The organism is Corallococcus sp. AB049A, from assembly GCF_003668885.1.
GTDB classification, from domain to species: domain Bacteria; phylum Myxococcota; class Myxococcia; order Myxococcales; family Myxococcaceae; genus Corallococcus; species Corallococcus interemptor.
In genome coordinates, this window is sequence record NZ_RAWL01000844.1 from 1 (window position 1) to 870 (window position 870).

The following is an 870-nucleotide window of genomic DNA, read 5'->3' on the forward strand; positions in this document are numbered from 1 at the left end:
CTCTTCAGGAGCAGGGGGTACGTTCACGGGGAAAATGCCAGGAGATGGTGGTGCTATGGACGTTCGCCACAGGGCTTACCCCAAGGCTGTGAACACCGATAATGGACCATCCCTTCTCCCAGCAGGAAACCGATGATGATCACCACCGAACCGCGCATGACAAACCTGTTCCTGCAGCTGGGCCTGGATGCCAGTGCCGAGGGCATCGCCGGCTTCATTCGTGGGCACCAGTTGCCCGCAGGCGTGGAGGTGGCCGAGGCACCGTACTGGAATGACGCCCAGCGCCAGTTCCTGTCTGAATCGCTGCAGGCCGATGCGGCGTGGACCACCGTGGTGGATGAGCTGAACGAATCCCTGCACGAAGATGCGGTGAAGGCGGCAACCGGTCGATGATTGCCGGGTCATGTGTCGCCAGGTTCGACCTGGCGCTACCGGGTGTCCGGGAGATGCAGATCACGACCTGAACTTCCAGGGGGTCCTTCTCGCGGTCGATCAATAGTGCCGATCACAGCCCACCGCACCCTGCGGTCCGGTGGGATTCCATGCAGCCCCCAGTGCTCCGGGCAATGCCGTGGGCAAGCATCCGGCCCGCGTCGACCGACAGCGGGCCGGGAATCCCAGGCCCGCGCACGCCCTCCAATGCTGGTATGACCCGCTTGCAGTTGTGGACGAGGGCGAGGGCGATACTCAAATGCACTCGCGTAACCCCTCATAGACAGTTGCCGAAGTGCCGGGCAGCGCAACGTTGATCGCATCGTGGGCGGGAGCGGCCTCGAGGGTGTGCAGGAATGCCGCCAGCGACGTGTCAGCAGCCAGTGGCAGCGGACAAGCAAAGCTGCGCACATCCACCTCTATGTGGCCGTCCCTGCG

The 870-nt window shown here is 63.6% G+C and carries 2 protein-coding genes; one reads left to right on the plus strand and one right to left on the minus strand.

From position 1 onward, the window contains the following. The first annotated feature begins 132 nt into the window (after nucleotides 1-132). Nucleotides 133-393 carry a DUF2789 domain-containing protein gene (locus D7X55_RS45840; RefSeq protein ID WP_233610390.1) on the plus strand — a complete coding sequence of 87 codons (261 nt, stop codon included), beginning with the start codon at nucleotides 133-135 and terminating at the stop codon, nucleotides 391-393. 294 nt (nucleotides 394-687) lie between these two features. Here D7X55_RS45840 and D7X55_RS45845 read toward each other — a convergent pair. Beyond that, nucleotides 688-870: hypothetical protein (locus D7X55_RS45845; protein ID WP_407921822.1), on the minus strand; the 183-nt coding region annotated here is incomplete at its 5' end.